The organism is Synergistaceae bacterium, from assembly GCA_017540085.1.
GTDB lineage: Bacteria > Synergistota > Synergistia > Synergistales > Aminobacteriaceae > JAFUXM01.
Genome location: JAFYBQ010000037.1, coordinates 67,136 through 93,684, shown reverse-complemented (window position 1 = coordinate 93,684; position 26,549 = coordinate 67,136). Strand labels below are relative to the sequence as shown.

The following is a 26,549-nucleotide window of genomic DNA, read 5'->3' as shown; positions in this document are numbered from 1 at the left end:
TTAGCGCATATTCCTCCTTCGGCTGTGAGTGTATTTTATTTTTTTTTTCACGGCATGGCAAGAAGATTAGAACAACTTTTTGAACCTGTCCGCCAATGTCCTCATAAGCTGTCCGAAATTCTCGCGCTTTGACTCTTCCGGCTCATCATCTCCCCCGTCATCAGTCTCATCATATCCGATGTCATACTGCTGTCCGCCGTAATAATCCTGCCCGCTGTACTGGTCATCATCATAATCACCGTCAAAATTCCCGGTGTCGCGTGTCCTGCGTTCGGCGCGTTTCTGCTCCTGCCTGCTTCTCTGTTCTGAACGCTCCGACAGCCCCGGCAGTGTCTGATCTGACTCCATGAACATATACGGATCCCGCTCGGTCATGACCTGATACTTCAGGATTCCCGCCGCGCTTACGTATGAGGCGTTATTGAGTCCGGGGGGCATTGTGTAAACGGGTTCGATGGCCTTTCGTACGGGCATCATCAGTATGTCCTGAAGCATGTCCTCGATTCCCAGAGTCATGCTTACCCCGCCTGAAAGTATTATGCCGTTGGGAAAATGCTGCGGAGTGCATTCGGCGAGAGCCTCGCGGATATATTTCCCGAAAAGCTCCTCAATCCGCGCTAATATTATCTGGTAGGCGTAATCCAAATCAATGCCGTACCCGCTCATTTCCTCGTCGTCAGCGTCAGCCGCAAACATTCTTTTCTTGAGGTGTTCGGCCTCTCCCGGCGAAATGTGGAGAACCTGAACGAGGTCGTTGCGTATATGCTCGCCCCCGATAGGTATGCTCATGACGCGGAAAGCCCGCCCGTTTCGGTAAAGAACGATTCCCGTTGTCCCTCCGCCTATGCAGATGGATATACACCCGGCGCGCATTTCTTCCTCATACACCGCCCCTAATGACGAGGCAAGCGGCTTCAGCACGAGTCCTTTCACATCAAGCCCGACAGTTTGGACGCAGTTCACGACATTCTGCGCGTATGTCATCGGCACTGCTACGGTCTGCATCCATATGTCTAGCTGTGAGCCGTTCATGTTGAGAGGCTCATCGATTGGCCGTCCGTCAAGCTCGTAGCTCGTGGGAATCATGTGAAGGGAATACATGTTGTTACGGGCTGAAGTCGCAAGAACGGAATTAGCCCTTGCCCGGTCGATTACGCGGTTAAGGTCGCCTTCCTCGACTGATTTCGACTCGCGCCCTCCAAGCGTTACCATTCCATGAGTCGATTCGCTCTGAACGTCCATTGCGTTGAAAGCTACTACAACATTGCTCAGTCGTTTGGCGGAAATTCCTGTTATGCTCTGTGCGTCCTTAAAGGCCTTCTCTACAGACTGCCGGGCATCCTGAAGGCTTACGATTATTCCCTTTGAGATTCCACGCGAAGGGGCACTCCCGAATCCTACAACGTGCAAAGAGTCAGGGAAACGGCGATCCCTCTCCGCCACTATCATAGTGATTTTCGTAGTACCCATACTCAACCCCACAAGGAGGTTATCTGATTTTCCCGGCATTTCTTATACGTTCCCTTCTTTAGTATCAATAAATTGAAATTGAGATTGAATTATAACTTGCGCAGCACAATTTTACCCTCATATGTAGCGTCAATTATATGATTACCGCCCTCATTAATCAGCCTCGCAAACAAGTCATCAATTTCCGCGCCCAAATCCTGATTGCGGTATTTCCCCCTCTGCAAATAAAGCTCAAACTTCTGCCCGGCGTGTGAAAGTTTCAGGAAAAATAAATCCATCCCCGCACGGCGTTCCCACGTAATATCGTCTGCGGCCTCAAACCATCGGCACCCCCGGAAATCCTCAAGGAACGAGGCAATCACCCCGGTGTCAATCGGAGACCTGAACACGCCCGTCATAGGAGCCTCAGCCGTGAAAGCCTCCCCGGAGTTCCCCGCGTCAGGAATCTTCCACACAAGCCGCCCGGCGTTGTCGTCAATCTGCCTCCCGCGCTGGTACAGCCACATCCGCCCATCACGCGAAATGCACCATATCTTCCCGCGCCAGTCAACTTTTATCCACGCTTCGAGCCAGTCTATTTTTGTCGTGAAACTTCCGAGTCCCTCCATGTGAGTCTCAACTGTTACGGGCATATCGCGCTCAAGAAATTCTTTCACCCCGTCAGCGTCCTTCAGCATGTACGGCCAAAATGTCAGGCACCTTTTCGGGAAAACGTCCCACAATCGCCGCTCAAGAACCTGCGACTGAGTTTCTACCCTGTAATCCTTCAGCGTGAACCAGTACTTATAATCACGAATGTACATGATTCCCCCGGCAATGAGCGAAAGCAGGAACAGTTTTGACGACGAGAGGCGCAAAGCAATTCACTTGAGACTGAAACACGGGGACAAGGCTTTTATTTCCGGCTCTAACTTTATTCCCGTGCAATCAAAAACTCTGTCCGCGCACATTTCCGCAAGCTCCCAAACGTCATGGCTTGTCGCGTTCCCGGCGTTGATGATGAAATTTGCGTGAATGTCCGACACTACAGCCCCCCCGAATCTGAGTCCCTTGCAGCCGCATTCGTCCAGTAATTTCCCGGCTGAATGTCCTTCCGGGTTCTTGAACGTGCAGCCCGCTGACCTGAATTTGAGGGGCTGACTCTTCCTCCTGTCAATGAATGCTGAATACTCTTCCTCATTCCACGCAGACCCGTCCCACGACATGACCGCCGACACTATTATGACTCCGCGTATATCGCAGTGCCTGTAGCCGTAACTGAAATCCCCCCTGCTGAAGGCCGCGAGATTCCCGGACGAGTCTACAGCGTTCACGGTGTCGACATGCTCACATACGCCATGACCGCCCGCGCCTGCGTTGCCCGAAACCGCCCCGCCTAATGTGCCTGGGACTCCGGCGGCAAATTCGAGTCCTCCGATATTGCGTTCACGGAGAGTTTTCACGAGGCCGGGAAGGGAGAGTCCCGCTCCGATTTCGGCGGTGAAGTCATCGCGCCATGATACTGCGTCAAGTTTCCGTGATGAGATTACGAGGCCGGGAATTTTTCCGTCAGGGATAAGAATATTGCTGCCTCCGCCGATTATGTAGACAGGGATATTTTTCGCAGACCTGATTATTTCCTGAAGCTGTGAGACTGTCTCAGGCTGTGCAAAAAATTCCGCCGTCCCTCCTGTGCCTAATGTTGTGAGATGGGACAACGGGCAATTTTCCTTTATTATCGTGTCAGGCAAGCGCGGATAAAAATTATTCAACGGCATCACGCATTCAATAAACTTGGGTTAATTTTCTGGTAATTATACCCTAAACATTTTGATTCTCATTCAAAAATTTTTCACCGATATGATATACATCCCCGGCTCCCATAGTCAGAAGCAAGTCCCCCGGAGAAAGCTCGCCCCTCAGAATCTCGCATATATCCTCAAATTTTGCGGGCTGAATTTTCCCGTTGCCGAGCCGTATAACTTCCTCTGATGAGCTGTGCGGGCATTCTTTTTCCCCGGCTGAATACACCGGCAATACATATGATTTTCCCGCAATGCTGAGAGCCTCTGCAATGTCGCCTGCAAACATTGCCGTGCGCGTGAACCTGTGAGGCTGATATACGACAACGATTCGCCGCTCAGGATATATCCCCCTGACAGCCTCAAGCGTGGCGCGAATCTCAGACGGGTGATGGGCGTAATCATCCATGACGAGAATATTTCCCGATGTCGTGCCTTTGACCTGCATTCGGCGTTCAGAGCCGTGAAAGCCCCGCAGAATCTCCGCACTTTTGCCGAAATCAATCCCGTGCAAGTCAGCCGCTGAAATCGCCGCAAGCGCATTCAGCACGTTATGTTCACCCGAAACAGGAAGAGTCAGAATCCCAAGCTCCCGGCCATGATGGGAGACCCTGCAAGAGATTCCCCCGCCGTGATTCTTTGTGATGTCGTACGCTCCCCAGTCCCACGAATTTCCGAAACCGTAGCGCAGGATTTCCCCGCGTGATTTGTCGCACATGTCGAAAACGTGATTCGCTCCGTCATCCTCGGCGCACAAAATCAGAGTCCCGCCTTCCTTCCTTCCGTCAGAAAAGCGCGTGAAAGCCCTGATTACGTCCATGCGTGTCGGGTAATGGTCAACGTGATCCCAGTCCGCATTAGTGATGACTGCGATGTCGGGCGTGAAAAGCTCAAATGTCCCGTCAGACTCGTCAAGCTCGGCGACAAATTGAGGGCCTGAACCTGATACAGCGTTCGTGCCTATGTCGGGGACGTTTGCGCCAACGTAGACGGTAGGATTTTTCCCGGCTTTGAGGAAAATTAGACCTGTCATTGATGTTGTTGTAGTCTTTCCGTGTGCGCCTGCTATGCCGATTCCGTCTGAGCGGTTGAACAAATAGCTTAACGCCTGTGCGCGTGAAAGTATCGGGATTCCCCTGCTGACTGCTGATGTAACTTCAGGATTGCCGCGTGATATTGCGGAGCTGAGGATTAATGCGTCAGGGCTGAAGGTGTCTATGTGATTCGGTGAGTGTGATAATTCGCATGGAATTGAGCCTAAATCGTAATGCGGTGATTGAAGGTCGCACCCGGAAACGTCCAAGCCCCGCGCCTTTAGGAGAACAGCAAGCGCGCTCATACCTGCCCCGCCTATGCCCATGAGGTGAACGCGGTGAATATTCTGCAACATGAAGGAATAATTTTCCCTCCTAAATCGTGATATTAATCTCTGAAAGCTGTATTGTAACACGCAGAAAAAATCCCCCTCACCGTATCCCCCTTGGCAGGATTACCCCCCTGTATCCCTCCGCGAAAAACCCCCCCCCCCCCCCCCCCTAAATCCCCCCTTGGCAGGGGGGACGAGGGACTCGCCCGTGTCCTTGCCTCCCCTGCTAAGGGGAGGTGTCCGAAGGACGGTGGGGTCGCCTCCCCTGCGTAAGGGGAGGGCAGGGTGGGGTCGATAACCCTACAACAGGGGAGATGGCCGGAGGGGGAGAAAGGGCGACTCTACATCAGCGGAACTTAATCATGTCGGGCGGCTCCAAACTTGAGAACATGTACTCCGTGAAGCCTGATATTTTTTCCTCGCTGACATACGGAGCCTGATACCTTTCGGGGTACTGGCTTCCGGCGTTCCTGAAGAGCATATCACCTTTGCCCGTGAGCCTGAGAGCGTCATTGCTCCCGATGATGTTTTTCGAGTCGGCCTCAGATGAAAGCGTGAAGGCAGCCCTTGCGGGAATGTTGGACTTTATCATAGTCGTGAATACGTCAGGGGACGGCCTCTGAGCCGCCAGCATCATATATATTCCTGCTGCCCCGGATTTTTGCGCGAGCCTCATAATTACGCCCTCGATTTCTGTCCCGACACCGTAAACAAGATCTGACATCTCATTAATCACTATCACGATTTCGGGAAGCGGATTGTCTTTCTGCTTACGGTTGAACGCCGCAAGATTCCGAACGCGGGACGAGGCAAAAGCCGCCGTGCGTTTCTCCATCTCATCATATGCCCACATAAGTGCCTTCATTGCCGGGTCAGGCTCATACACAGGGGGCGCGACAAGGTGCGGGAGTCCGTCATACACAGCGAACTCAACGTGGCGCGGGTCAATCAGTATCAGCCGCAGTTCTTCCGGGGTTCTGCGGGCGCATAGGCTCATTATGCACGAATGTACGAACATGCTGCGGCCTGAATTTGTGTTGCCTGCTATGAGGATGTGCGGCATGTCCTCAAGTCCTTTGACCGAGATTTTACCGTCAACAGAAACACCCAGCGGAATGGGAAGCCTTGCGGGTGATGTTCGGTATTCGCTGCTCTCTATGATGTTGCGGAGGGCGATAATTTTGCGGTCTTCACGCGGGACTTCAATCCCTACATATCGGGTGCCGGGTATGGGAGCTTCAATTCTGACGGACATTACAGCCAGCGACATGGCGAGATCCCCTGCGAGTCCGGGAAGGCGGCTGACCTTTGTCCCCGGTGAAAGCTCTAGCTGATACTGTATGAACGTTGCCCCGGTTACTATGTGTGCGACTGAGGCATTTACGCTGAAAGTTTTTAGGGTTGACGTTATCACCTTGGCTTGTTTCTCGGAATGCCTGAGAATTTCGCGGTCAGGCTCTGGCTTTATGCGCGGGCCGAAAATTTCCGGCGGGGGCGGGAACGCGGGAGCCTCGCGGGAATTTGTCGGCGAAACTGTTTCCGGCTGTTTCAGAGTCGGTGCGGGAATGTTGTCCGGCCTGAAAGAGTTTTCCGGGCTGAATATCGGCATTTGTGCTGACGGTTTCGTGGATTCGTCCTGCTCCGGGACATTCTCCGGGAATGTTACGGGCGTTAATGGCCTGCGGAGCTTCTTCACGCGGGGTGCTGAGGGAGTCCGTTTCTGTTCGGGGGCTTTGAGTTCCCCTGAGTCGATGAGTGCCAGAGCGGAGTCGATGACTTCCACAGCGTTAGTCATGACATTTTCGGGCAATAAATCAATTTCCGGCGGGGGAGGGGGCGTATTCGGGTCAGGTTTCAGCCTGGGTAGCTCAAACTCGATCGGCCCCGCGGGAATGTTGCTGAAGTCCTCCGGGTAATCACGCCTCAATACGGGTTCGGGAATGCTGTCGGGTCTGAATGACTCCTCCGGGATATTTTCGGGTTGAATTTCGCGCTCCGGCCTGCGGTGTTTCTTGGGACGGAATTTTATTTTTATGCGCGGGAACTTAGGCAGGCGTATTTTCAGAAGTTTTGACCCGAAAAAGACTGCCGACAGGAAAAATGACCCTCCCACAAGTAACAGCGTTATGAATGTCCCTGCGTTAAGCACAAAAAATTTCGCCAGGCTTGAGCCGAGATTGCCCGGCGTGAAGAGTATAGCTTCCGATTTCCATCCCGACTCTTTCAGAACGCCAAGCAAAAACGTAAACGACAGGTACAGCATGACAGTCCCGAAAAACTGCCGTCTGAGTCTCGGTATGCGTAACTTCAAGAGCTTTGCTACACTCACATAAAGCGCAAAAAGTAACAGGACAATCACCGCACCGCCCCAGAAGCCGCGCAGGTAACCGCCTAAAACTTTTCCCCCTTCGCCCGTCAATGAGCTGTCAAAAAGTGCCATGATGCAATATATACAGGCAATGACAAGCCCGAAAAGCAGCATTTCCGCCCAGCTCCCTTTAGCGTTCTCATCATTGCCGCGTCTCCTGCTCAAAGTCTTATCCCCTTTCTATTTTCCTGAACGCACTTGCTTTATGTTCCTGACATGCTCGCGGTATGTCTTTGCGAAATAATGATAGCCGTCCCGCCCCGCCACGTAATATAAATAGTCGTTAAATTCCGGGTCAAGTGCCGCGCCCCATGCCTCAATACCCGGAACGCATATAGGCCGAGGGGGAAGACCGTAATATTTGTACGTGTTGTACGGCGAGTCAACCTCCAAATCTTTATTCAGTACACGGGTCAGCTTACGGCCCTTTAGCCGCCATGCGTACACTACAGTTGCGTCAATCTGCAATAACATATTCTTCCTCATTCTGTTGTGGATGACTCCTGAGACTGTGCGCGCCTCTGAGTCATGCAGGACTTCACGCTCAACCATTGACGCGACAATAGAAGCCTCCTGAACATCGTACGATGTCAAATTATGCTCCGTAATGAAGTCGCCCCAGTGATTCCACCAGGCTGAAGATGCCCGGCTCACAATCTCGTCGGCTGTCCTGTCGACAAGCATATACGTTTCGGGCATGAGGAAAGCGGCGCGGGTATACTCGTCTTCAGGCAAGGCCGAAAGAATCCCGAAAAGCTCCGGGGGATAATTTTTCTTGTTCATTAATGCGTCTGAGACTGCCTCGCGTGTAACCTTCCTGTCCTGGCTCTCAAGAGAGTCAATCAGCGCGAAAATGTCGAGGCCGGGGAGAATTTGCGCCTTCAGCAGAGCCGGCTTCAGCGTGCGTAACTGCCGGGCAAGGTTCCACGGGTCAGACGGCACTACGCTGTAATGACCCGCCCGGATTTTTCTGTCGAGTCCAAATTTCACCATCCATTTCGCCAAGTCGGACGGTCTTCCCTCTAATGCCCCGTAAATCTCGAAAGCCCTCGCCGCCTGCGCCGCTGTCATTCCCTGTTCGATTACTACATTTACGGTCTCGCCTTCCGGGATGGGTATCATGTATTCCCAGAATGATTCGGGGACTCTGAGACGGTACGCCGAATATCCTGCCGCTGAAAGAATGAACGTCAGCAGGAAAAATAATATGCCTGAGAAAAGAAATCTCCGGCCTCGTTTCTTTGTTCTTTGCCGCTGGGATGATGAGTGAGATTTTCTCTGCAAAGCTGGGACACTTCCTGTTTGTTTTTGCGCCTATTATACAGGAAATGCCCCGCGTTATATTCAGTCGGGCGAAGTGTCTGAGATTCTTATTCTTCCTTCTGTTGACCCTATTATTACATAGCACGTATTGCCGTCAGCATCTTGAATTTTTATTCTCCCTCCGGTTTTGAACTGCCTGTTTTTTGCGATGTAAATTAATTCATCGTACTCATTTCCCTTGAAGTTATCGGAGTATTTGTAGCCTGCACTAGCTTTGAATGAGCTGTCAGGATTCTTTTCATTTTTGCGCCATGTTATTGTTATGTAGTACTCCCTGCCGCCTCCTTTTTTATCCTGAAAGTCCATGTCAAGAGTGAAGTCCTGCCCGCGCCTGTCCGCCGACTGAATGACCCTGTAAATATATGCTGCGACTCTTTCTGCCTCGCGCTTTGCCGTCTGCTTTGCCATGTTCACGGACATCAGAGCGACAGACGAGATCATACCCATAACCGCAATCCCAATAAACAGCTCAATTACAGTGAACGCCCCGCGCTTTGTCATTGCGCTATGTCCGCTGACGTTATGACAACGTAATGCGGTGAGGAAGCTCCAGATGTTACAGCCAAATACATGTGGCCGTTCTTGCCATAATCATAATCAATTCTTCCGTTGACTGTGCTGTATGACCCTGAAAGGCTGTCCGTCGCCATAATTTTCACATCGCTCCCCCCTTTGTATGTCCATGCATTAACGCTGGTATCGCTGATGTTTTTTTCGTTGAAATGAGCAGTGTGCGCTAATTTCGAGTCAAGTGCTAATTTTTCGCTGACTTCTGTATTTCCGTTCCATTTTACTGCGATATTGTTCCCGGAAATTTCTGCTGTGAAGTCTGCTTTTGTGCGGTCGGCTTTCTCCGTGAGCCTCACGAAATACGCCGCTATTTTCTCCGCCTCGTGCTTTGGCTTCTGCGTTGCTGTGCCGATTCTCATGACCGAGACTCCCCCGATCAAGGCCATCACTGCCATAGACACAAGAAACTCGAAAAGCGTGAAGCCCCTGCGTTTATTTCCCATGTGATGTTTCCTCCGTTTTCATGACAAGAATGTCTTTGACCCTCAGCACTACTTTGAAGACTTTGCGCTGAAGCTGATCTTTCTGCGACACCGGGAGCATTACGCTGTCAAATAATCCGCTCTCCTTGAGTCCTTCTGTCATCGCTATAATCTCCTTGTCGCTCCGTGCTTTTCCGTCAACAACGACATTGACCCCTCCAAGAGGCCCAAGCACGAAATCAGCATTATCATACTTCACTCCGTCAGGTATATTCACTTCTAGGGCGTTGAGTATTTCGAGGACTGGTATATCACCTTTGAGGAAGTCTAATATTTTCTCGGTCTGCTTTCTCTGCGCCTCAAGCTGTGAATTTTCGCGTTCGAGCCTCTGCCGCTGTGCTGTAAGGCTGCCGAGATTCCCGCGCAGGCTGTCTATTTTTTCCGTCAGTGAGTTCATAGTCATGAAGGCGTAAGATATAGTACCCAGCGACATCATGAGGAAGCCAGCTAGGAGTCCCCATAGTGCGAGCCTGTTCGGGTTGAATGAATATCTCCTGCGCTCAAGCTCGACATACTCGGCGGGGCGGAGGTCGAGTCCGCTTTCGGAGTCTTCCCTCATGGCCAGCCCGATGGCGGAGAAGAACGGATCATTATTGTTGATGATTTCCATCCTTGAGTCGGTACTGAGCTGAAAATTGACGTGGGCGAGGATTATTTTGCTGACTTGCGCCTGCCTGTACTGTGTGCTGAGGAACTGCATTGTGTTGAGTACGTCCTGAAAGTTGTTGAGGTTGTTCACGACACGGAAGAATATCCCGCAGCCGTCCCATGTCGCTATGATGTTGTGCGGGCTTGCAATGATTGAGAGTCCTTCTTTGATTTCGGGGAAATATCTCAGCATTGCGAAATTCAGAGGCTCAACAGCTCCGGCGGGAATGTCGGCTTTCTTCAGGAGGTCTAATATTTTGTCGACAAGTGATTTTTTTGTTGTCGCGGCCAGGACTGAAATTGTATCCTTGTCGCCTGTGTCTGAAGGTGTCCTGATGATTACAGCGTCAAAAATTGTGTCGGCTCTTGTCGTGAAATATTCCTCGAAATTGAGATCGATTGTGCTGCGAATGTCCTCAATGCTCATTCGTGGGAAACTAAGCGGGCGGCGTATCACTGTGTCGCCTGAAGGGAGGCCGATTGTTACGGGCTGGCGGATTTTTCCGGTCTTCTTGACGAGAGCCTTGAAGGTTTCGCCGAGTCCGTCGAAGTCTTTTATCTGGCCGTGAACTACACAGCCTTCCGGGAGAGCGGCGGAGGCTTTGCGGGTGATTTCGCCGTTTTCGTCAAGCTCGACAAAATGAACAAAGTCATTGTGAATCGCAAGCCCTGCGGAAGTTTTCTGTATGATTTTCTTTCCTGCCCCGAACGACATTTAGAACCACACCTCCTGAAATGATAATGTTTCTAGCTTGCTGTGATCGCTTATGTCCCGTCTCACGAGTACCTGATACATGAGCTTTCTGCCATGATAATTCTCCGGGAGCTTTACCCTTGTTGCCCTTATCAGGAAATATTCGCCGTCTGAATCCGATGGCATGGCCGCAAAAACTTTCTTGTCCGCGCTGGTGTTGCCGTAATCATTTATCCAATCACTGCGATTGAAGCCGTCGCTGGTAAACCTATAATTCAGGTCGTAAATCATCAAGTTGTATGGCTCACTGAGGCCAGCATTGTAAGTCGTTCTAGTCCCATCACTTGACATTCGTAATGCTTTTGCGGAAATTGTATCTCCTGCTCTTGAACCTTGAGTCAGTTTTTTGCCCTCATAGAACTGTGAAAAACTTAGCTCATTGTCAGGGAGGGCTACGGGGTCTTCATCTCCATCAACATCTTTTTCTTCTTGCTCAGTAAGCGGCTGCATGTTAAGCTCCGTGAAAACTGAATTAAGAACCCTAGTGAGGGTATAATCTTTGCCAATTACCAAGTCTATCCAGGAAAATCGAATACTCTCCTTGATTATTTCCTTTAGTTCTTCACGAGATACATTGCCACTCATCCTGCTAAGTTTATCCTTAGCTCTGTTAAGTCCTTTTTTTGTCGGAGAAAGCTCCTCCCATAACCAGTATAATCCTAATTCCCTTATCGTTTTATTGATTGCGTTTATACATTGATTTGTTGTCGCTGTCTCTTTGTAAGTCGTTGTGCTCCCTGATGTGCTTGTGCTTCCTGAAGTACTCTCGCTTTCCGATGAGCTGTCTGTAGTGCTTGTGCTTTCCGAAATGCTCAATATGGGATCATGCCAAATTTCCCCCTCACCTGTTACTTTCAGATCCGTCTTTGCCTTCTCAACCAGCGAGTCAAGGTGAAGCCTGTACATCATAAGCTCGCGCCCCTCAGCGACAGAGTCCGCCGACCATTTCGCAAAGAAAAACACCTGCGATATAAGCATCACCGCGAACATCATGAACACCATCACATTCACCAGTGAGGCAGCCTTTCTCTTTCTCATCATGAGATTCCTCCAGTCATCAGCGCAATTGCCCCTGAAAGGACACTGCACACATAAATTCTTGTCCCTCACAATTTCGGGTAGCCTCTTGAGCGATATTACACCGAACGCCGCCCGGAACAACCCCGGAATCCCTGCCGAAATCATATCTCCTACAGCCGCGGACGAAAACATTTCCGGCTCTCTGTCCACGTCATCAAGATATATTATCTCGACAGAAGGAACAATACCCGTCCGCCTCCACAGAAGCCACGAGTAAATCAGGCTCTGCGACAATGGCACAGTAACATCGCTCTTAGTATACCCCTTGAACTCGAACAGCCTAGCGTCCCCGCGGTCAGGGTTGAAGAGAAGAGCGTCATACCTTCCCGAAACAATCAGCCTTCCTTCAGGACAGTCATAATACGCCGTCAATTTCTGCTCCGGGGGAATAAACACCGTCCGCATGACTTCTTCAGGATTTTTCCTGAGCGAGGGAATCAGCGCGAAAAATTCCGACAATGCCCGCGACAGCACGGAGACTCCACGCGACAATGCCATAATCTGCCCCGATGTGCATTCCTCCGAATGAGCGTCAAGAAACGGCATGAATATATTTCCGCGAATGAGGGACTCTATTTCCTCCCGGCCTCCTGTGAGAGTGTGCGCTAATTTCCCGTGAAGGACGCTTGCCGGATTCGCACCCGCCTCAAAGAACACTTCAGCAATATTTTTGTGGAACAATGTACCGTAGTAATGCCCGCTCCCCTTTATGCCTACTTTCCATGCGTCCCGCTCGCCGCGGTGAATCCTGTAGGCCAAAAGTGCCGGGCATCTCTGGCACAAAGCCGCGTTGCTGACTGTGATATAGCAGGGTTTAGCGGTAATCATTTTTCGGCTGACGTTATGAGGATGTCGCCGGATTTTGAGGTGTATGTTCTGAAACTTTCCGGGTTCTTCCTCACGAACGCTATAACATCGTTCCGGCTCAGGCTTATTCCGCGCTGTGTGAGGAGGGCGGCGGCCTTGTCCGCTGTCAGGAGCTTCACGGGCGAGGCTGATATTATGCTCCTGAGTGTGTCGGCTGAAAGTTTGTCGTCAAAATATATCTGAGGCTCTGTTTTTGCTGACGGAGGCGAATATGTTACAGAGGCCGGGAAAAATTTCAGGGCGTTAGAGTCTATGAGCTTTAGAGTCCTGACGAACGGGAGAATGTCAGCGCGGCTTGCTGTTCTTGACCGTGAGGAAGTGTAGATGTTCACATCGCCGTTGTCCACACGGTTGATTAGGGCGGTCAAAGCGTACCACTTGACGCGGGAGTCTTTTCCGAGACGGGCAACGAATCCCCCGGCGTTCTCAAACTCTTTCAGCTTCTCGGCAAACTTCTTCCATGTCGGCTTGTGGGACTTCTCCTCTAACACGTAACAGCAGAAACTTCCGGGGTATTCCTTCATGAACTTCAAGCCCTCGTTCAAACCTGCCGAGGCTGTGAAATGCGCCTTGGGTATCACGATGACAAACGCAAATTTCCTGCTGCCGTGAATGCCCGTGAGCCTGATGTATTTTCCCGCTGACTTTGAGACCGTGAAGCCGTCGAGGGATGAGAGCCATAACTCAAGCGCGAGCGTGAGATGTTCGGCGTTCGGCGGCCATGCTACCGGGACTGACTGAACTTTTTTGTACTCATCATTGAATACGGCCATGATGCTTTTTGTGATTTCTCCGGGTTCATCTTCAGCATTGCCGGAACTTGTTATAGCATTGTTCGCAAGCTGTATGACATCCCGCGGAGAAAGTCCCGGTGTCAGTGTTAATTTCGAGACAAGCCAGCTGTATATTTCTTCTGTATTTTCGCTGAATGTTGCCGATATTCTGTCATGTATTAACTGCCGAGCCTGCTTCACCGAGCATTCGCGCATTGTCATTGTGTTGTTCTTTATGCGCTGAACGACAGCCTCATCAAGAACGGGGAGAAATACATCGTTCCACGTCTGAGCCTTCATGAAACATAACGGCAGAATCCCGGCAAGGTCATTCATCAGCAGGCTTATTATATTTCCCCATGCTGATATTAATTTTCTCGGCTCTTCTTTGTCCTTTATCCCGTCCAACTGATCAAAGCATATAATCATCGGGACTTTTGCATAGCTCAATACGAGTCCAAGCGAGATTAGTATATTTTCCGCGTCCTGCTCTAATTTTGCGTTGCTCATCATATCCGGGTTTCTTGGAGGAAGTCCGAGCCTCAAAGAATCCTCATCATCAAGCCCGGAGCATAGCCAGTCAAGAATATCCGCCTTTGTCCCCTCATCATTTGCCGACATGTAAAGCAGAAGGCACTTCAGAAAATTTCTGCCTATGTTGGGAATATCTTTCTTGATGTATGGGCGTATGTCTAAATTCTCGATGCTGTCGAATCCATCACTGCGCCTGCGTTCGGTGTAAGCATTCATAAACTCATCGGCTATCATGTCGAACTGCGAGCGTCCTCCGCTGTGTATGAGCCTCAAGCTGTTGAAGATTTCCGACAGAAGGTGCTGCGTTACGCTTTCGGGGTCAGTGAATGCCCTCACAGCCACAAAAACCGCAAGCTGTGAATTTCCCCGGAGTTTACGCAAAATCCGTGTAAGCATGTGAGTTTTCCCGGATCCGGCCTCGCCAAGCACAAGACCTCCAAGAGGCACAGCGGGGTTGAGTCTTTTCTGCCTGATAAGCTGTTCTATTTCGTCTGAAGTCTCGCGGTTGAGATTCTGCAAGTCTGGATTCATGTTGTTCCACGGGAGCGGGGACGCGGGAGATGAGAACGGGTTATTTTCGCGCAGCCTCTGAAGTATGCTATCTGACATGCCACGTTACCGAGCCTTTCCTGAAATTGTTTTCGTCAATGAAGCAGTCAGCAACCTCATCAGGAGTCATCAGTGATGCATCACCCGTATGAAGCTGTATCACTTCCCTGTCGCGCAAATCTTTCAGCATATTGTCGAAAACTTCACGCGGCCATCCTAGCCGTCTTCGCAGGTCGCATATCCTGACGAAAATTCTTCCCCTGTCGAGAGAGTCGAAAGCCTCCCGGAATTTCTCAGGCGTATATTCCCCGGCACTTTCGGACTCCGTATTATTCTCAGAAATTGCAACCCTCACGATTTCCCCGGCCCGGTAAATTTTCGGCGTGAAGCTCCCGCTGACCTTTATTATGACTCTCCCATCGTCGACAAGCTCATTCACGACCGCGTAAAACTCTGCGCTTGTGTAGGGCAGGCTCCCTATAATCTTTGTGTCAAACGCTTTTTTCTCTGACAGGAGTCCCAGCACTAACTCTGACGGCTCGGAAGGCTCAAGAATATATATCCTGTTCCCTTTGGCGCGGAACATGAACCTGCCCGGCTCTGACTGCTCTATTTTCCGCTGTATGATCTTGCCGCTGTCGCCCTTCTTGATTCCCAGCGCGTAACGCCCTTCAGCCCCGATTGAATCCGCAAGCCTCTTCACCGTCATGAAGCCCTTGTTTTTCTCCAACACAGACTGAATCAAATCGGCAGTGTTTTTTTCCGGCATGGCAGAATCATCACCCCTTGAATTTTTTATGGAATGCTCTAATTTTAGCGCAGTGTTATCATATTCACAAAAAGGTGAAAATACATTGCCCGTACATATACCCGTAATGCTCTCTGAAGTAACATCGCTCATCGAATCACATCCGCATTCACGAATCCTTGACGGCACATTAGGACTCGGCGGTTACTCTCAATTCCTGCTGGAAAAATTCCCGTCAGCAAAAATTTTAGGCGTTGACCGCGACCCGGAAGCCGTGAAATTTTCCCGCGAACGTCTCGCAGTTTACGGTGAAAGATTCTCGGCCATGTGCAAAAATTTCGGCAGCCTCTCAGAGTTGGACGGCCTGAAGGATTTTGACGTTCTCGTGTTTGACTTGGGAGTGTCGAACATGCAGCTGACAGACTCCGGGCGGGGGTTCTCGTTCAACAATGACGGCCCTTTGGACATGCGTATGAATCCTGATGACGATTCGCCGACAGCCGCAGACGTTCTCAGGGACTCGGACGCTAAGACTCTGGCGGAAATCTTCCGGGTTTACGGCGAGGAACGTTACGCGGGAGTCATCGCCTCAGCCGTCAAACGCACAAGGACTCCCATAACGACAACCGCCGGACTCGTTGCGCTGATTCGTGAGACTCTCCCTCAGCCCGTCCAAAGGAAAATGGGAACTCACCCCGCCCGCAGAATATTTCAGGCTCTGAGAATTTATGTCAACCGTGAGACAGAAGAGCTTGAATCCCTCCTTGCGTCAATTCCTGAAGTGAACAATTCCGCGCTTGTGATATTCGTCTCGTATCACTCACTTGAAGACAGGCTGATTAAACACGCTTTCAGGAAATGGCAGAATGATGGCCGGGGAAAAATATTGACTCGCCATCCCGTTTTGCCCTCAGCGAAAGAAATTGAGAATAACTACAAGGCAAGGAGCGCAAAGTTAAGGGCGTTTTCACTGACTCTTAACTAGGTATTTTTCGCAACTTGTGATATTATTCTTTCACTAATAAAATTTCACACACATAAAATTTTCACAGAAAGGAAAACGGGGGCGAAGGAGAGTGCGCAAAGACAGTGCCGGCAGGCTGCGGATAACATTAGGTTTTGTGCTTGGTCTCGGAGTAGTGATAAGCCTTGTAATAGGTCTGGGCATACTCAGATTCCACGCCGCGAGACTTGCATACTACCTTGAGTCAGTCAATCAGTCCATACAGAAATATTCAGATGAAGAAGTTATATTGAGGCAGGAACTTTCCGCGCTTGTTGCCCCGATCCGCATATACTCATACTGCAAGGAAAGTCTCGGAATGCAGAAGGTAATCAAAGCTGAGACCCTCCCGGTCAGGCTCAAGACAGGGAATCTTTCAGGGAAGAAGGACGACTCATCATCCGGGCTTGAGGGCTGGCGTTCGAGTCTTGCGTGGCTTTTGGGAAGGCAGACGGCTGAATAATGTCCCCTAAACGCCAGGGGAGCGCGGGCAATCCATGGATACTGTTCGTGATATTTTTCGCGGTCATAGGCTGTTCGCTTGCGGCGCGCCACTGCTGGCCGGATTCGCGTGTAGTCTCTCAGTCTCAGCGGCAGTACTGGCGGAGAGTCCCGCTTCGTTCGACACGCGGAATCATTCAGGACGTTAAGGGCAACGCGCTCGTAATCTCCGAAACTCTTCCCACATTCGCCGTGGATCCCTCTATGGTTACATCTGATGACCTCGCCGAAATCGCGCAGGTAGTCTCCCCAGACATCACAGAAAGAATCGTGTCATTGATGGGTACGGGAAACCGCTATATGCTCCTGAAGCGAAAAGTCCCGGAAGATGAAGCCGCAAAATATTTTGAGCTGATGAAGAAAGTACGCGCTATCCGCAAAGATGAGGAGCCTTACAGGAAGTACACCAATCAAAATTTGATGGCTCACGTTCTCGGCTTCTGCGACAACGACAACAAAGGGCAGGCAGGAATCGAGCAGGAATGGGACAACACGCTTTACAGCCCCCCCGGTCAGAAAATCGTAGTCCGCCGTCAGAACAGTCAGGCCGCTTCCCTCATGGAGCATGAGCCGGAAAAACGCGCCGTAACGCCCGTAGTAACACTCACTCTTGACAGCCGGATTCAATACGTTGTGGAAAAACATCTCTTCAGGACAGCCGAGCGCGAAAAAGCAAAATGGGCCGTTGCCCTCTGCATGAATCCCAACACCGGCGAAATTCTGTCAATGGCAAGCTACCCGACATTTGACCCGTCAAACCGCAGAAGCCTCACGATAGAGTCGCTCTCAAACGCCGCTGTAAGCAGGACATATGAGCCTGGCTCAACCTTCAAGCCCGTGTACATGGCCATAGCCCTCGAAAGGGACTGGGTAAAGAAGGATGAGATGTTCTTCTGTCCGGCAAGGATAAGGATTGCTGACGGCTACATCAGAGAGTCGGACGCAAGAGTCGCACTCGGAAATGTTGACACGGCACAGCTTCTCATAAAGTCGTCCAATGTCGGAATGGCTCAGATTGGAGTCCGCTCTGATAGGCTCAAGACATACGAGACGCTTCAGACGATGGGATTCGGGCGCGAGGCTGACATAGAGCTTCCCGGAGTCGCAAAAGGCATCCTCCCTTACCCGGAGAACTGGCGCGGAATTACCCCGGCGAATATCGCGATAGGGCAGGGACTTGCGGTTACCCCGCTACAGCTTGTTACGGCAATGGCCGCTGTCGTCAACGGCGGAAAGCTCATGAGTCCCTATATCGTGAAAGAGGCGGTTAATTCTCTGGGCGAGACTGTCTACAAGGGAGAGCCTAAAGTCATGCGCGAGGTTATGACACCTGAGACAGCCGCATGGATTCGCGAGGCAATGAGGCGCGTTATCACAGAGGGAACCGGGAGAAGAGCCGCAACAACAATAACGGATGTCGCCGGGAAAACGGGAACGGCTCAGGTTGCGGGGAAAGGCGGTTACGCTCCGGGGAAATATGTCGCGTCATTCATTGGCTTCTGGCCGTATGAAGAGCCGAAATATCTCATGCTTATAGCCATCGGCGAGCCGTCAAACGGGAGGTATTACGGAGGAGATTTAGCCGCGCCCGTCTTCAAGTCTATTGTTGAGGAAATGGCCGAGCTTGAATATTTCTCCTAGACGCTAATTTTTGCGGTTAGGGTTGCGGGGGAACCAGCCTTTTTTGACGCGCTCGGTCTGCTCTTTCAGCTCACGAATGCACCACAGCAGCACAAAACTTAATATCCCGAATATCCCGGAGATTATTTCACTTTCGACTGACAAAGAGATTACCGCGCTGATGATTCCCGTTACTAGGAAAAGAGGCCAAATTTTTGCGGAAAAATAATACTCGCACTTCACGACAATAGGGTGAAATATCCCCGTGATAAAAAACGCAAAGACCCCTATAATTATTCCCGACAAGTTCAATTTTTCATCACTCCTTACAGCTTATACTTCCTCAGAAACAGCACCATGTAATGACCGACACACGCGAACAATACCATCACCGCTATGTAGTCAGCAATGAAATAAATAAACGGCTCGTCAAAGTCAAAATACACGAACGATGACTCCAGAGTCATATACGCCCAAATATTACGCCGGACAAACGCATACCCCCCGTAAATCATAAAGGCCGCCGCAAAAACGTGAGGCAGAATTTTTCCCGGTCTCCACTTCCTGAACATCATTGCGCTGAATATGTGCCAGTTCAAGCCGATATGAAAGCTCATTATGACGTATCCCAAGAATGACGCGGATATATGCGCCGATCGTGCGAATGACATCAAGCCGTCAGCAAAAGAAAGCCCGTCGAACATCCTCGACATCACTAGCCCCGTAAACGTAATCAGAATCACATCAGCAATCAGAATTATGTTGACCAGAGTCAGAATCGCCCGCGTGAAATTGTAGCGTCCTGTGAAAAGAGTCCTCAGCCACCAGCGATTCAGCCACAAATGAATGAAGAATAATATTATCAGGCTCATCCCTAAAATTTCGTGGACAAGTGAGCCGTACTCGTAGCCGTCAAATGTGAACGGGGAAATTCTTGCGAGCATCTCAGAAATCACCGGGCCGATAAGCTCATAGGACATAGAAAGGAGAAGCAGCACTGTCATTATAATATCGACAAGAGGCCGAAGCATTTTATTTTTCACCCCGCAAGGAAATTCAGCATTATATAATTATACTTTGTCTCAGAAAATTTCAGGCTGAAGGGCAGGTTTTATTTTGGGTGTAACATTTGGAGATGTCCTGAGCTTTATACGGTCAAAAGGCGGGAACGCTGAAATCCGCGTGAAGTCCCAGGACGATTTTTCCGCGCCTATTTCGGAGGTCATTTCAGACAGCAGGAACGTTAAGCCGGGGACTCTTTTCGCGTGCATTGCCGGTGAAGTATATGACGGTCATAAATTCGTCAGCATGGCCGAGTCAAACGGAGCCTGCGCGCTACTCTGTGAGCATGAAGTCGACTCGCCATTGCCGCAAATCATCGTGAAGCGAGTCCGGGATCACCTCGGCGAAATTTCGTCATTGGTCTACGATAATCCGTCAGCAAAATTATTGATGGTCGCCATCACAGGCACGAACGGCAAGACCACAACGAGCTACATTACGCGCTCCATACTACAGGCCGCCGGAATACGCACGGGACTACTAGGGACAATCATCGAGTCAGACGGCGTAAACGAGAAGGAAGCCGACCGCACTACCCCCGAAAGCTGCATAGTTCAGCGGCAATTGTCGCACATGGTAGAGAATCATTGCGGGGCTTGCGTCATGGAAACATCATCGCACGGGCTTTACTTGGGACGGCTCAAAGGTGCATTGTATGATGTCGCTGTGTTCACGAATCTTTACCCGGAACATTTAGACTTCCACAAGGACATGGAGAATTATTTTGCCGCCAAAAAATTATTGTTCACGGACTACACAAAGCCGGATTTCTGCGGGGCTGTGAATTATGATGACCCCTACGGGAAACGACTCGCGGAGGAATTTTCCGGCAATGTTCGCGGATTCGGGCTGAGTGAGGGCGCGTCATCAAGAGTCATTGACGCACGTACCAGCATTGACGGCACGGACATAACGATTCAGGCTGACGGGTTCGCGGATCTCAGTCTTCACACGCCGCTTGTCGGGGACTTCAACATCATGAATACCCTTTGCGCGGTTACGGCCATGCGCGGAAGAGTCGATGACTCAGCAATCGCTGAAGGGGTCGCGAATGTCCCGCAGGTTCCCGGGCGGCTCGAACGCATTGACCTGCCTAACGGAGCGCGCGTATTCGTGGATTTCGCGCATACTCCATCGGCATTGCGGAGCGTTCTGGGAGTAATCCGCAAACTTTCAGGCGATGACAGGCGGATAATATCAATGTTCGGACACGGGGGAGGAAGGTATCAGAAGAACAGACCCGAATTAGGCCGGGCAGCGTCAGAATTTGCCGATGAGATATTTATCACGTCAGACAACGCTCGCGAGGAAGACCCCTACGACATCGCCCGCGCAATCGCTGAAGGAGTCAGCAAGCCTTACCGCGTCAACATCGACAGGCCGGAAGCCGTGAATATCGCCCTCGACAGCCTCAAAGCCGGGGACATTCTCGTTATCACAGGAAAAGGCCCGGAACGCTTCATTACCATCAAGAACAACAAAATCCCGTTCAATGACGCAGAAGCCGTAAAAGCATGGAGGGACTCACACTGATATGAATATGACGCTGGCAGAATTATTTGACGCTGTTCCCGAAAATTTCGCGGCTATGGAGTTCCCGAATCACCTTGCGACAGACAGCAGGGACGTTACGCCGGGCGGGGCGTTCGTTGCGCTTGAGGGTGAAAATGTTGACGGACATAGCTACATTCCGCAGGCAGTCTCAAACGGAGCAGGATTAATCATCGTCAGGAAGGGCAAAAATCCCGGCGGACTCTCCGTACCCGTTATAGAGCTTGAGAATCCCGAACGAGATTTAGCCGCAATTGCCTCACGAAAGCTCAAAGCTCACAATCTCGATGAGGTTATCGGCATCACCGGCAGTGTCGGCAAAACAACAACACGCGCCGCACTTCAGAAAGTATTATCCCCTCACTTCAAGATTCACGCCCCCGAAAGAAGCCTGAATACCCTCATAGGCTGTACAGCTACAATAATGGCAATGCCGAAAGAAACGGAGATATTAATCCTCGAATTTGGCGCGAACAAGCCGGGGGAAATTCGCGAGCTTACGGACTATTTTCCGCCGACAACAGCAATATTGACCGCAGTAGCCCCCGTACACCTTGAAGGATTCGGGAGTGTTGAAGGAGTTTTGCGCGAGAAGATGGAAATCACCACAGCCCCGGACATCCGCAAGATTATCTTCAACAACGACAATGAATATCTCAATGAGGCGTTCAAGTATTACGTGAAATCGATGGGAGTCGGCGAGAACAAGGATTCCGATTTCGTCATCAGCCACGACACTTCAGAATACGCGCTCCCGGCAATGTCGTTCGTACTTGCTCACAGGGTATCGCAGGAGATCGCCCGCTTCACCGTCAACATCTGGGGGAAACACAACGCTGTCCCCTTGTCGCTTGCCTCAGCCGCCGCCCATGAGCTGAATATTTCTCTTCAGGAATGCGCCGAGTCCCTCAAAGATTTTCAGGCTCTCAGAGGCCGGGGAAGGGTCGTATTTCTTGACGGGGGAAAAAGATTCATGGTTGATGACGCATACAACGCCAATCCAGCGTCAATGAGGGCTTCACTTGAGACTTTCGCCCGCGTGAAATGCTCCGGGAAAGTCGCCGTACTCGGTGAAATGCGCGAGCTTGGGACGGATTCGGCCATGTATCACGCTGAGTTAGCACCATTGCTTGACGGTATAGACTCGGTGATACTTGTCGGGGAAATTTGGCGGGAGGCCGTGAAGGGGGATTATATTTTTGCTGACGACTGGAAAATGGCACTTGAGGCTCTCAGGAACATTCCCGAATGGCAGGGGCTTTTGGTGAAAGGCTCAAACAGTCTGGGACTCTCGAATATCGTCCGGGAAATTGAAGAATGAATTTCTTTGCGGCGGTAACATTCTTCACACTGAGCGTGATACTTCAATATTTCTGGATAAAGTGCCAGCGGAAAATTCACCTGACGCAGATTCAGAAATGGTACGGCGTGAACATCGACAGCGAAATCAAAGCCGCGACTCCTTCAATGGGCGGAGTGATTTTTCTGTTACTGGGAGTCCTTGCGCTGATGATGGATTTTTCTGCTGACGGTCTAATATTCTGGAGCCTCCCGATATTGAGCGGGCTTATAGGTTTTGCTGACGACTGGAAGAAGTTCCGCTCCCACACAAGCGAGGGATTTTCGAGCCTGTCGAAACTGGGATTACAGCTTGTGCTTTGCGCTTTGTGGGTCATGGCCGTATTCCTGCGCGGGAAATTGGGACTGTGGCCAGGAATGTTTGACGGGTATGCGTGGATTGTGATTCCCGTGTCATTTCTCGTTACAGCCGGGACAATCAACGCGGTGAACATTACGGACGGTCTTGACGGACTCGCGGCGGGAAGTTTCCTGATTTCGCTTGCGGTGATGATGATCGTGATTCCTGCAGGGGGCTTCAATTCGCGGGTGATGGTTCAGCTTTTCGGAATGACGGCGGGATTCATGCTCTTCAACACGAGGCCGGCAAAAACCTTCATGGGTGATACCGGCTCTCACTTTCTCGGCGGTGCATTGGCGGCTATGTGCGTCATAAACGGGCGGACACTGGCTGTAATTCCGGCGGGGTTTATATTCATCATTGAGATGTTAAGCTCGGCCATTCAGATATTCACGATTCGGAAACTGGGACGAAAAATTTTCCTCATGGCACCGCTTCACCATCACTATCAGAAAAAGGGACTTGATGAGACGGCTGTAACAGTCCGATTCTGGCTCGTTCACTCTGTCGGAGGGGTAATGCTTGCCCTTCTGCTTATGTCATTATGATTTGGAGGCGGAAAAATGAAGGCGGTAATATTTCTTGCGGTAATGATTCTGTGGGCGGCTCCGTGTTTTGCGGACTCGGCCATGAAGATTTCTGTTGACGGCGTGAATGTTCCTGTCGAATGGGAAGACAATGCGAGCGTTGAAGCCCTGAAGAGCCTTGCGCCCCTCACCGTCAAGATGTCTGCTTACGGGGGATTTGAGCAGGTCGGGAGTCTGGGCAGGAGTCTTCCCCGCAATGACACTCACATAACGACAAGGGCGGGGGATATTGTGCTTTACTCCGGGAATCAGATCGTCATATTTCACGGCTCTAACTCGTGGGCATATACACGTCTCGGAAGGATAACAGGAAAAACAGAAGCCGGACTCGCTGAAATACTCGACAAGCCCGGCGTAACCCTCAGAATTTCGGCAGACTAACTCATAATTTCCCGGAACACATCAGCAACATCATCAATACTTCCGGGAATCTCACGGGGCATTACCGGGTCAATCCATTCATCCGAGATACACGGAATCCTGGACTGCCCCGCAAATTCATTCACCTTAATGTCATATGGCATCATTACAGCCGGGACTCTGAATATCCGCGACAATACACCGAAATGAAGACGCATTCCCGCCGCAGTCTCCGCCGTCCGCCACAGCGACTCAGCCTCCCGGAATGAATGAACCCTCACAATCTCACGCAGTCCCAGCACACAAAGCGCGGACTCATCTTCAGGGGACAGCGCGACTCCGACAGTTTCCCCCGATGTGATTTTAGGGCGCAGAATTTCCGCGTAACGTTCAAGCTCAGGACATGGCCGGAGATTCACGAGCATTTTTCCGGGCACTGTGGCATGTTTCAGGCTCTCAGGCTTCAGCGTCATCACTAAATCACAGCCGCGAATGATATTTTTACAGCCGAGACTCTCCGCAAGCCTCAATGATTTTTCGTCCCTCACGTGAAGAATGTTGCATGACTTCAGCGCGTTGCTCGAAAGAATCCGGGACATTCCCGACTTCAGCGGCCCGACTGACTGACCGACAGCGAAAACTTTTGCGCCCATCATCCGCGCAAGACGGACAACAGCCCAGTACCACGCGCATGATTTGACGCTCGTCCTGTCCTGAAATATTCCCCCTCCGCCGAATATAACACGCTCAGAGTCTCGGAACGCCCGCCAAACTTCACGAAAGCTCCAGCGGTTGACGGAAGCGACTCCGAACTCACGCGAGGTTTTTTCAGGGTCAGCAGACAGAATCACAATCCGGCTCAGGGGAAGCCCGCAATGAGTCAGAATGTCAATACACGCCTTCAGCAGCAGCTCATCGCCGAGATTCCCAAAGCCGTAATACCCGATTAACGCCGCGCCGTAACGCCTCATCAGCTTATTACAGGCCGTATCAGCCTAAATACAGGTATCACGACAAACTTTATCACGCACACAATCAAAAGCCCCGCAAATAATCCCGTCCACAAGCCGTTAAACTCCCGCAGCAGTATTAACATCATAGGCGTGTGGAAATGGCAGAAGCTGTTGATGACTGACGAGAAGCCCAATACCGCCCCTATCCTGAATATTTCACGGTAGCGCGAAAAATATCCGTTCCGCGCAAGGAATGCCCACAGCAATAATGACGGGTAGCCCACAAGAACCTCGCGAGTCCTGGGCCGGGCAATCAATAAATGTTCGAGGCCCTCGCGGAGTCTTGTCTCAATGCCGGAAATGTTCGCTACGTTGTCGCTTCTGAATATCGCGAACGCTATCGCACCCAGCAATGCCCCGTAAAGCATTATTTCACCCCATAGGGGAGGCCGAGAAAGAAATTCAACAAGCGACTCAGGGTGTATTCTCCGCTTTAGGTCATGAAGCAATACTAGTACAGGAGGCAATAACAGTGTCAGCTTCACGCCGGAAAACGCTTTCAGCCTCATCATGTAGTCCGTTGTGCTGAAGAATGACGCTAGAGCAAGCCCCCCGATTATCACGAAAATGAAACCGGGAATTATCCGCCGGCTTTTTGAGTCGTCCATCGCAAGCAGTGAGCCTTCAGCCGCTATCATTGGCGCGGTAAATGCCCCGGCGAGTCTCGCTATGATTGACACCTTCAGAATCAGCACAGCGAGTATTACGCCCGACACGCTGAAGAAGATTTGCGGCTTCATTCCGTCAGTCATTCCCATTCTCACAAGATAGCAGTACGCGCAGAACACTAACACCGCCGACATTGCCATAGCCGCGAAAATGTTAGGCCGTAAATTTTCCCGCGTATATACAGTATCAGGCCACGCGAGATTGAAGCCGTGCGCTTTCAGGGAGTCAGCAAGAAGGCGGATCTCCTCTGTGTAGTCCGCGAACTTGAAATTTGCTGTGTTCATAGGGGCGGTGCGGTATAGCAATAATCTTACGGAGCGTTCAACGGCGGCGCGTATCATCCTTTCCCGCAGGGCGGCGCGTGTGAGTCTCCGTGATGTCATTTCCTCGTTTGTTACGCTGTGCAGTGATAGTATGTTGGGTGATATTCTCTCGTTGAGCTGAGGTTCTCCCGCCTGCTTTGAGAACTCTACTTTTGCGACTGGGATTCGGAGTCCGTTGGCGGTGTCTGCCATCGCGCTAACATCCGGGTAGCCTGAAACGTATTCCCCTGCGGGCGTAAAGACATCAACATGATACTTTTCGTGAACCTTCCGTAACATTAATGCGGCTTTGTCGGAAAGGTGGCCGGGCGACGGCGCAGGGCGGTAATATATTTTGAGTCCGGCTTTCTTTGCGGCTTCTAGTCCGTCAATGTCCGGGATAATTCCTGAGTTCTTTATCATGTTGGCCGGCATTGTGAGGAGTATAGGCCCGCGCTTGTCCTCTGAGAGTCCAAATCTCGCCCGCAGCCATTCGCTGAGGAGTGCTTTATGTTCGCTGAAGGGCTTTATTGTGATGATTGTACCCTCTGTGCTGCCGGGATTGTCGCCCGCCGATTTCATTTCAGCATGGCCGATGCCGTGAGTAACGCTGTCGCCAGTAAGCTCGCTTACCATGAGTCCCGCGAGGCCGTTATTCTTGAGGATTGATATTGCCTTGTCAACGCCAAGCCCTGAATTTTTCGCAAGGGCTGTTATTTCCCGGTAGTCAGCTATTATTGCTACGCTGTTGTTTGCCGACTCAAGCACAATACGCGGGTAAAGTCCGTAGCACGCGCATAATAACGTGAGGGCAAGAAGCACCGCTGTGAAAATTTTTCGTGTCATCAAATAGAATATCTGCTACGTAA

The 26,549-nt window shown here is 50.9% G+C and carries 23 protein-coding genes; 7 read left to right on the top strand and 16 right to left on the bottom strand.

Features of this window, described 5'->3' with window-relative positions; translation table 11 throughout:
* Positions 1-66: 66 nt before the first annotated feature.
* The 12 genes from ftsA to IKQ95_09050 all read right to left on the bottom strand — a co-directional run bounded on the left by ftsA (position 67) and on the right by IKQ95_09050 (position 15,334).
* Positions 67-1,509 (bottom strand): cell division protein FtsA, encoded by a 1,443-nt coding sequence (gene ftsA / locus IKQ95_09105; protein ID MBR4196852.1) that lies wholly within the window; start codon positions 1,507-1,509, stop codon positions 67-69.
* Positions 1,510-1,559: 50 nt separating this feature from the next.
* Positions 1,560-2,273, bottom strand: coding sequence for a hypothetical protein (locus tag IKQ95_09100; GenBank protein MBR4196851.1), 714 nt, complete (start codon positions 2,271-2,273; stop codon positions 1,560-1,562).
* Positions 2,274-2,333: 60 nt separating this feature from the next.
* A complete protein-coding gene (murB, locus tag IKQ95_09095; protein ID MBR4196850.1) occupies positions 2,334-3,167 on the bottom strand; it encodes a UDP-N-acetylmuramate dehydrogenase in 834 nt (277 codons plus the stop codon).
* Positions 3,168-3,270: 103 nt separating this feature from the next.
* On the bottom strand, positions 3,271-4,641 hold the full coding sequence (gene murC / locus IKQ95_09090; GenBank protein MBR4196849.1) for a UDP-N-acetylmuramate--L-alanine ligase: 1,371 nt from the start codon (positions 4,639-4,641) through the stop codon (positions 3,271-3,273).
* Between the two features lie 322 nt (positions 4,642-4,963).
* Positions 4,964-7,150, bottom strand: coding sequence for a DNA translocase FtsK (locus tag IKQ95_09085; protein ID MBR4196848.1), 2,187 nt, complete (start codon positions 7,148-7,150; stop codon positions 4,964-4,966).
* A gap of 15 nt (positions 7,151-7,165) precedes the next feature.
* Complete coding sequence (gene mltG / locus IKQ95_09080; GenBank protein ID MBR4196847.1) at positions 7,166-8,269, bottom strand: endolytic transglycosylase MltG; 1,104 nt, start codon at positions 8,267-8,269, stop codon at positions 7,166-7,168.
* A 60-nt stretch (positions 8,270-8,329) separates the two neighbouring features.
* Entirely contained in the window at positions 8,330-8,809 is a 480-nt protein-coding gene (locus IKQ95_09075) for a type II secretion system protein (GenBank protein MBR4196846.1), read from the bottom strand.
* The gene (locus tag IKQ95_09070; protein MBR4196845.1) at positions 8,806-9,321 is read right to left on the bottom strand and encodes a type II secretion system protein; all 516 of its coding nucleotides are present in this window, start codon (positions 9,319-9,321) and stop codon (positions 8,806-8,808) included. Before IKQ95_09070 ends, IKQ95_09075 begins: the two co-directional genes overlap by 4 nt.
* Positions 9,311-10,723, bottom strand: a complete 1,413-nt coding sequence (pilM, locus tag IKQ95_09065; GenBank protein ID MBR4196844.1) for a pilus assembly protein PilM — start codon at positions 10,721-10,723, stop codon at positions 9,311-9,313. The genes IKQ95_09070 and pilM overlap by 11 nt, the downstream gene beginning before the upstream one ends.
* Positions 10,724-12,670: a hypothetical protein gene (locus IKQ95_09060; protein ID MBR4196843.1), complete on the bottom strand. Its 1,947-nt coding sequence runs from the start codon at positions 12,668-12,670 to the stop codon at positions 10,724-10,726.
* The gene (locus IKQ95_09055; protein MBR4196842.1) at positions 12,667-14,625 is read right to left on the bottom strand and encodes a hypothetical protein; all 1,959 of its coding nucleotides are present in this window, start codon (positions 14,623-14,625) and stop codon (positions 12,667-12,669) included. Before IKQ95_09055 ends, IKQ95_09060 begins: the two co-directional genes overlap by 4 nt.
* Positions 14,615-15,334, bottom strand: a complete 720-nt coding sequence (locus IKQ95_09050; protein MBR4196841.1) for a hypothetical protein — start codon at positions 15,332-15,334, stop codon at positions 14,615-14,617. Before IKQ95_09050 ends, IKQ95_09055 begins: the two co-directional genes overlap by 11 nt.
* 85 nt (positions 15,335-15,419) lie before the next feature.
* On the opposite strand from IKQ95_09050, the gene rsmH reads away from it, so the two are divergent.
* The 3 genes from rsmH to IKQ95_09035 all read left to right on the top strand — a co-directional run bounded on the left by rsmH (position 15,420) and on the right by IKQ95_09035 (position 18,458).
* Positions 15,420-16,298: a 16S rRNA (cytosine(1402)-N(4))-methyltransferase RsmH gene (rsmH, locus tag IKQ95_09045; protein MBR4196840.1), complete on the top strand. Its 879-nt coding sequence runs from the start codon at positions 15,420-15,422 to the stop codon at positions 16,296-16,298.
* 91 nt (positions 16,299-16,389) lie between these two features.
* Positions 16,390-16,779, top strand: coding sequence for a hypothetical protein (locus tag IKQ95_09040; GenBank protein MBR4196839.1), 390 nt, complete (start codon positions 16,390-16,392; stop codon positions 16,777-16,779).
* The gene (locus IKQ95_09035) at positions 16,779-18,458 is read left to right on the top strand and encodes a penicillin-binding protein 2 (GenBank protein ID MBR4196838.1); all 1,680 of its coding nucleotides are present in this window, start codon (positions 16,779-16,781) and stop codon (positions 18,456-18,458) included. Before IKQ95_09040 ends, IKQ95_09035 begins: the two co-directional genes overlap by 1 nt.
* A 3-nt stretch (positions 18,459-18,461) precedes the next feature.
* On the opposite strand, the gene IKQ95_09030 is transcribed toward IKQ95_09035, so the two are convergent.
* Positions 18,462-18,749: a DUF4491 family protein gene (locus IKQ95_09030; GenBank protein MBR4196837.1), complete on the bottom strand. Its 288-nt coding sequence runs from the start codon at positions 18,747-18,749 to the stop codon at positions 18,462-18,464.
* A 14-nt stretch (positions 18,750-18,763) separates the two neighbouring features.
* A complete protein-coding gene (locus IKQ95_09025; GenBank protein MBR4196836.1) occupies positions 18,764-19,468 on the bottom strand; it encodes a DUF4405 domain-containing protein in 705 nt (234 codons plus the stop codon).
* Between the two features lie 85 nt (positions 19,469-19,553).
* Here IKQ95_09025 and IKQ95_09020 point away from each other — a divergent pair, with 85 nt between their 5' ends.
* From IKQ95_09020 to IKQ95_09005, 4 genes are read left to right on the top strand one after another with little or no spacing between them, the layout of a single operon-like run.
* Complete coding sequence (locus IKQ95_09020; GenBank protein MBR4196835.1) at positions 19,554-21,032, top strand: UDP-N-acetylmuramoyl-L-alanyl-D-glutamate--2,6-diaminopimelate ligase; 1,479 nt, start codon at positions 19,554-19,556, stop codon at positions 21,030-21,032.
* Position 21,033: 1 nt separating this feature from the next.
* Positions 21,034-22,371 (top strand): UDP-N-acetylmuramoyl-tripeptide--D-alanyl-D-alanine ligase, encoded by a 1,338-nt coding sequence (locus tag IKQ95_09015; GenBank protein ID MBR4196834.1) that lies wholly within the window; start codon positions 21,034-21,036, stop codon positions 22,369-22,371.
* On the top strand, positions 22,368-23,297 hold the full coding sequence (locus tag IKQ95_09010) for a phospho-N-acetylmuramoyl-pentapeptide-transferase (GenBank protein ID MBR4196833.1): 930 nt from the start codon (positions 22,368-22,370) through the stop codon (positions 23,295-23,297). The genes IKQ95_09015 and IKQ95_09010 overlap by 4 nt, the downstream gene beginning before the upstream one ends.
* Positions 23,298-23,312: 15 nt before the next feature.
* The gene (locus IKQ95_09005; GenBank protein ID MBR4196832.1) at positions 23,313-23,717 is read left to right on the top strand and encodes a hypothetical protein; all 405 of its coding nucleotides are present in this window, start codon (positions 23,313-23,315) and stop codon (positions 23,715-23,717) included.
* On the opposite strand, the gene csaB is transcribed toward IKQ95_09005, so the two are convergent.
* Positions 23,714-24,667: a polysaccharide pyruvyl transferase CsaB gene (csaB, locus tag IKQ95_09000; GenBank protein ID MBR4196831.1), complete on the bottom strand. Its 954-nt coding sequence runs from the start codon at positions 24,665-24,667 to the stop codon at positions 23,714-23,716. The genes IKQ95_09005 and csaB overlap by 4 nt on opposite strands.
* Complete coding sequence (locus IKQ95_08995; GenBank protein ID MBR4196830.1) at positions 24,667-26,526, bottom strand: hypothetical protein; 1,860 nt, start codon at positions 26,524-26,526, stop codon at positions 24,667-24,669. The genes csaB and IKQ95_08995 overlap by 1 nt, the downstream gene beginning before the upstream one ends.
* Positions 26,527-26,549 lie beyond the last annotated feature (23 nt).